This window comes from Marinobacter sp. HL-58, from assembly GCF_001314605.1.
Taxonomy (GTDB): Bacteria; Pseudomonadota; Gammaproteobacteria; order Pseudomonadales; family Oleiphilaceae; genus Marinobacter.
Map to the genome: position 1 here is coordinate 252,346 of NZ_LIHP01000018.1, position 6,079 is coordinate 258,424.

At 57.8% G+C, this 6,079-nt stretch carries 6 protein-coding genes; 2 read left to right on the forward strand and 4 right to left on the reverse strand.

What is annotated here, in order from left to right:
* Nucleotides 1-23 precede the first annotated feature (23 nt).
* Nucleotides 24-1,601: a Re/Si-specific NAD(P)(+) transhydrogenase subunit alpha gene (locus HLUCCO03_RS17245; protein WP_027830177.1), complete on the forward strand. Its 1,578-nt coding sequence runs from the start codon at nt 24-26 to the stop codon at nt 1,599-1,601.
* 12 nt (nt 1,602-1,613) lie between these two features.
* Nucleotides 1,614-3,008 (forward strand): Re/Si-specific NAD(P)(+) transhydrogenase subunit beta, encoded by a 1,395-nt coding sequence (gene pntB, locus HLUCCO03_RS17250; RefSeq protein ID WP_027830178.1) that lies wholly within the window; start codon nt 1,614-1,616, stop codon nt 3,006-3,008.
* Between the two features lie 4 nt (nt 3,009-3,012).
* On the opposite strand, the gene HLUCCO03_RS17255 is transcribed toward pntB, so the two are convergent.
* The 4 genes from HLUCCO03_RS17255 to bamE all read right to left on the reverse strand — a co-directional run bounded on the left by HLUCCO03_RS17255 (nt 3,013) and on the right by bamE (nt 5,710).
* Nucleotides 3,013-4,143, reverse strand: a complete 1,131-nt coding sequence (locus HLUCCO03_RS17255; protein ID WP_027830179.1) for a patatin-like phospholipase family protein — start codon at nt 4,141-4,143, stop codon at nt 3,013-3,015.
* Between the two features lie 31 nt (nt 4,144-4,174).
* Nucleotides 4,175-4,714, reverse strand: coding sequence for a hypothetical protein (locus HLUCCO03_RS17260; RefSeq protein WP_027830180.1), 540 nt, complete (start codon nt 4,712-4,714; stop codon nt 4,175-4,177).
* Between the two features lie 69 nt (nt 4,715-4,783).
* Nucleotides 4,784-5,371 carry an exopolysaccharide biosynthesis protein gene (locus tag HLUCCO03_RS17265; protein ID WP_027830181.1) on the reverse strand — a complete coding sequence of 196 codons (588 nt, stop codon included), beginning with the start codon at nt 5,369-5,371 and terminating at the stop codon, nt 4,784-4,786.
* A gap of 27 nt (nt 5,372-5,398) precedes the next feature.
* Entirely contained in the window at nt 5,399-5,710 is a 312-nt protein-coding gene (bamE, locus tag HLUCCO03_RS17270; RefSeq protein ID WP_027830182.1) for an outer membrane protein assembly factor BamE, read from the reverse strand.
* Nucleotides 5,711-6,079 lie beyond the last annotated feature (369 nt).

Genomic DNA, 6,079 nt, shown 5'->3' on the forward strand with positions numbered 1-6,079 from the left:
GCAATCCGGAGGACGTAACAACAATGAAAATCGGTATCCCCAGGGAAATCTTCGAGGATGAGCGGCGGGTGGCGGCCACGCCGCCCTCTGTTCATAAACTCATCGGGCTTGGTTACGAGGTGGTGGTTGAAACCAGTGCCGGCGAAGCCGCGAACTATTCAGACGAGGCCTACGAGAAAGTGGGAGCGGCCATCGCCGCCGACACCAAGTCGCTGTGGCAGGAGGCGGATTTCATTCTGAAAGTCCGCGCCCCCATGGAAAACCCCGCCCTCGGTAAGCACGAAGTGGACCTGATGAAGGAAGGGGCGTTTCTGGTCAGTTACATCTGGCCGGCCCAGAATCCGGAGCTGCTGGAAAAGCTGGCGGCGCGGAAGATTACCTCCTTTGCCATCGACAGCCTGCCCCGTATCAGCCGCGCCCAGAAAATGGACGCGCTCAGTGCCATGGCCAATATTGCCGGCTATCGGGCGGTGATTGAGGCAGCCAATAACTTCGGGCGTTTCTTTACCGGTCAGGTGACGGCAGCGGGCAAGGTACCGCCGGCGAAGATCATGGTGATCGGTGCCGGGGTGGCTGGTTTGGCCGCCATTGGTGCCGCCAACAGCATGGGCGCCATCGTGCGGGCCTTTGACACCCGGCTGGAAGTGAAGGAACAGGTCGAAAGCATGGGCGCCGAGTTCCTGGTGCTGGATTTCGATGACGAGGACGGCAGTGGCAGTGGTGGCTATGCCAAGCAGATGAGCGATGAGTTCATCAAGGCGGAGATGGCGCTGTTTGCGGAGCAGGCGGAAGAGGTGGATATCATCATCACCACCGCCCTGATTCCCGGCAAACCGGCACCGAAACTGATTACCGCCGACATGGTGAAGTCCATGAAACCCGGCAGCGTGATTGTCGACCTGGCATCCGAGCGTGGCGGTAACTGCGAGCTGACCGAGCCGGGCAAGGTGGCCCATCATCACGGCGTGACGCTCATCGGCTACACCGACCTGCCCAGCCGTATGGCCAAGGTGGCCAGCGATCTCTACGCCACCAACCTGTTTCACCTGTTGACCGAACTGACCCCCGAAAAAGATGGCCAGCCGGTGGTCAACATGGAGGACGACGTTATCCGTGGCCTGACGGTGGTCAATGGTGAGGACGTCACCTGGCCACCACCCAAGCCGGAAGCCCCGGTCAGTCCCCAGCCGGCTCCCGGCACGGAAGAACCCTCTGCGGAACAGAAAGCGGCGGCGAAAAAAGCCGCGGACCGGCGCAGCCTGATCGGTAAAGGCTCGCTGCTGATAGTGACCGCCCTGGCACTCTATGGTGTGGGCGCCCACGCGCCGGAAAGCTTCCTGCAGCACTTCACTGTGTTTGTGCTGGCCTGCTTTATCGGCTGGCAGGTGATCTGGAATGTAACGCCCTCACTGCACACCCCTCTGATGAGCGTAACCAATGCCATCAGCGGCATCATTGTGATCGGAGCCATTCTGCATCTGGCCCAGGCGGAGAATATCGCCGTTGGCATCATGGCCTTTGTCGCGGTGCTGATTGCCAGCATCAACATAGGGGGCGGCTTCCGGGTCACCCATCGCATGCTCAAAATGTTCCGCAAGTAGGAGACGCCCGATATGAGTACAGGATTGGTGAGCGTGGCCTACGTGGTCGCAAGTATCTGTTTTATCCTCAGCCTCGGTGGCCTCAGCCACCAGGAATCCGCGCGGCGGGGTAACTGGTATGGTGTTGCCGGCATCATCATTGCGGTGGGGGCTACCCTCGCCAGCGTTGGTGACGGTGGCATTACCGCTATTGTGATCGCCGTGTTGCTGGGTGCCGCTATCGGCATCCCCATTGCCAACAAGGTGGAAATGACCCAGATGCCGCAACTGGTGGCCCTGCTCCACAGCTTCGTGGGCCTGGCAGCGGTTCTGGTGGGCTTTGCCGGCTACATCGAGCCGCTGATCGCCACCAGCGGTACCGAGCACACCATCAAACTGGTGGAAGTCTTCGTGGGCATCTTTATCGGTGCGGTGACGTTTACCGGGTCCCTGGTGGCCTGCGGCAAACTGGACGGCCGTATCGACAGCAAGGCGCTGACCTTGCCCGGCCGACACCTTATGAACCTGGTGGCGATCATCGCCTGCGTCTTGCTCGGGGCCTGGTTCCTGGGTACCGAAAGCATGGCACTCGGCATTCTTGCGCTGGTGGTGATGACGGTGATTGCCTCGGTGCTCGGTATCCACCTGATCATGGCCATCGGTGGCGCGGATATGCCCGTCGTGGTGTCCATGCTCAACAGCTACTCCGGGTGGGCGGCGGCCTCCATCGGTTTCATGCTGGGCAATGATCTGCTGATTGTGGTCGGTGCCCTGGTGGGCAGCAGCGGTGCCATCCTCAGTTACATCATGTGCAAGGCCATGAACCGATCCTTTATCAGCGTGATTCTCGGCGGCTTTGGCCAGACCACCAGCAGTTCCGCGGCTGTCGATTCCGATCAGACGGTCCACGAATCCACGGTGGATGACGTGTGCGAGGAACTGCGCAACGCTGATTCGGTGATCATCGTGCCGGGTTACGGCATGGCGGTGGCCCAGGCCCAGAACGGGGTCAGCGAAATGACCAAAATCCTGCGGGACCGGGGGGTGAATGTGCGCTTTGGCATTCACCCGGTTGCCGGTCGCCTGCCCGGGCACATGAACGTGCTGCTGGCGGAGGCGCATGTGCCCTATGACATCGTGCTGGAAATGGACGAACTCAATGCCGACTTCCCGGACACCGACGTGGTGCTGGTGATCGGGGCCAACGACACCGTCAACCCGGCCGCCGCCGAGGATCCCGGCAGCCCCATCGCCGGCATGCCGGTACTGGAAGTCTGGAAAGCACGACAGGTGGTGGTACTCAAGCGCGGCATGGCCACCGGTTATTCCGGTGTCGAGAACCCGCTGTTCTTCAAGGACAACACCCGCATGCTGTTTGGGGACGCCAAGGAAAGCATCGACAAGCTGGTAAATGGCTTAAGGGGCTGATTGTTCAGCCATCCTTGGCAAAAAACCGTTCGATCTGCCGGGCATGGCTCTGGCCATCCCGGTAGCCCAGCTCAATCAGGTCCCGGCAGAAGCGTTTATCAAACAGCAGGAAGCTGGCCAGGTTGGCACTGGAGAATGGCGCTGTGTCCGAGGCACCGGTAAGGCGCCGCAAGACCAGGGGCATGGCATCGATGTATTTCATGGCCAGGTCGTTAATGGGTTCGGAGGGTGAAATTTCCAGGATATCCACGGGGCTCAGGTCCAGCCCGGATTCCTTCAGCCGCTGCTCCGGTATCAGTTCCAGCAACTGGTTGATCAGGCGCGAGCGATCAATGTCGTAATCCAGTGTGTCCAGAAACATGCCATTGAACACATGGGCCAACACCTGGGTGAGTGTCGGGATTCCGGGCTTCTCTGGTCGGTGGGGTGGGCACATGGCGTTGGCACTCACGCCGATAACCAGCACCTTGCTGGCCCCGAGCCTCAGGGCCGGGCTGATATGGGCCATCTGCCGGGTAACACCGTCGCCAAAATACTCACGGTTGATTTTTACGGGCCTGAACAGCGTGGGAATCGCGGACGACGCCATAATATGACTGACTGACAATTCCGTACGCGCGCCCCCTCGCTGGCCAACTGACCAGCCTTCCAGGCCCTCCTTCCCCTCAAAGAAACAGATATTCTGCCCGGTGGAATAGCCACAGGCATTCAGGCCCACCGCATCGATATGGCCTTCCCGGATGGTCTTGCGGATATTATCAAGGTCAATTTCCTTTTCCAGCAGCTTCCGCAAGGGCGAATTATTAAGAAAGGATACCGGCCCGCTCTCGATGGGGCTGCTGACCAGTTTGCGGGCAATGTTGCTGAAGCTGCGCATCAGACTGATGGTATCGGCCCGGAAAACCCGCTCCATGGTCAACTCGGACCAGACTTTTTCGAGATGATCGATATTATGCCGAAAGAGCCCGCGATTGCCCGCCACAGCCATCGCGTTGATGGCGCCGGCGGACGTGCCGATGATCACGTTGAACGGATGACTCCAGTCCGGATACATATCGGCAATGGCGCGCAGGACGCCCACCTGATAGGCCGCCCTGGCGCCACCACCGGTAAGCACGACACCGGTCTTGCTCATGCTGTGATTCCGGAAAAGTACCTGCAGCCTGTCACGCCCGCTTTAACCCACGACGCTTGCTGGCAAACGGATTGTTGAAGCTGGAATCCTGGCCCTGGAGGACTGCTTCGGGATGATTCTTGGTCATCAGTTCCTTCACCTTGGGAACGTACTGCTTCGGTGCATCCACCATTATCAGGTACTTGCCTGCTTCAATATCCTCGTGAAATGGCTCAATCCGGTAGTTCTCACTCTGGATTCCGCCGAATCCGCCAACCCAGCCCCCGGCAACAACAATAAAGATGAACAGGGCGATCCAGGCAGCCGCCGGCATGTTCAGAATCTCCAGCAATGCCAGTGGAACAAGGAAAGCCAGCGCCAGGATAAATCCGATGATGGCACCGCGCTCCACGAACCTCGGCAGATCCGTGCGATCAAGAATCGAGGCCGTGTGGAGTTGATGGGTATAGAGCCCTGCTTCGTCCTTGCTGACGATGTGAAAACGCCAGTCAGTAACCCCATGCTCGTGAAGGTCGTCGGAGATTTCCTTTGCACTGTCAATCGAAGAGACCAGATAAAATAGACGTATCATGGTGATTCTCCTTTTTCGCCAGATTATCAGGCGTTCCTCTTATGACAATCTAGCTCAGAATCCCCGGTTTTACGTAATTCGCGCCAGCATAACCGGGCCCGCCAGTGCAATTCCCCAGGCACAGAGCGCAAGGAGCCCGTCCTTCGAAATCATTGCCAGGCCAAACATCATAAGCGCCAGGCCCGCGATACTGGCACTGAACGGTACAATCTCGGTTGCGGGCAAGACAGTGGCAATGACCATGCAGGCCAGGGCCATTACATAGAGCCCCGGCCCCTTGACCAGCAGGATGAACCGGGGGCGGATCAGGCGATCAATCCGGCGCGCGCCCGGACGTAACAGCTCCAGCCCCTGTACAAGCTTGCGGCGCGGCACCCTCCGCTCCACCAGCAAGCGCGGCAACCAGAAATGTCGTCGGCCCACCAGAATCTGCCCCAGGGTTAACAACGTGATCAGCCCCATCATAGTCGGCATACCCGGCAGACCGCTCAAAGGGGTCACCAGAATCAACCCGACGAACAGAACCACCGGGCCAAAGGTCCTGCGCCCCACCGAATCCATCATTTCACCAATGGAAACGTGAGATTCCTCCGCATACCCGGCCTCAATCCGATCCAGCAACTCCTCGATATTAGCGGGATCGCGCTGATCACCCATTTCCACTATCTCCGGATAGGCCGACACTTATTCGGTGGTGTTATAGACGTAGGAAGACACGGTTCCATCCTTGTTGAATCGCACCACCAGATCCGTTGTTTCAGCATCGCCAAAAGCAGACCAGCGATACTTTCCGTAAGTCCAGGTGCGCTTGCCATCCTCAACACCAGTGCGCCAGGGCTCACCGAACATTTCCTGGATATCCGCGCGGGTGGTCTCCCCGATTTCGATCTGGTCCACATTGTGAGTGGCAAAGTCCTGGCCGACGGTGGCGCAGCCGGCAATTAGTATTGTCGCGACTAAGAAACCGCCTATTGTCAGATTCTTCACTTTGCCCATGAGCACCTCCCGATTTGTTAAGAGTATTCATCATACCTATCAGCTCTGGTTTAGAGGTTACAATATGGACATGTTCGCTGGCTTCCATCAAGCGAGCAATTATGAAAAATGCGGCCTATTTTGAATGTTCAATCAGTTAGAAAGTTCGTGATAACTATCACATAATTAAAAGCTTACAGGTAGGCAATTGGCAATTTTTATTGCTACTTTTAGGTTGCTGTTTGTGGCCAGTCGAATACAGCAAGGATGTATTGTAATTCACGACATATAAGGAGACTCTGAATAAGTCTCGAAATCAGCGATAATACGGCCATCGCCAACCGCATAGGATTCGTTGCCACCATGGATCAGATCACTTTCTCCGAAGCC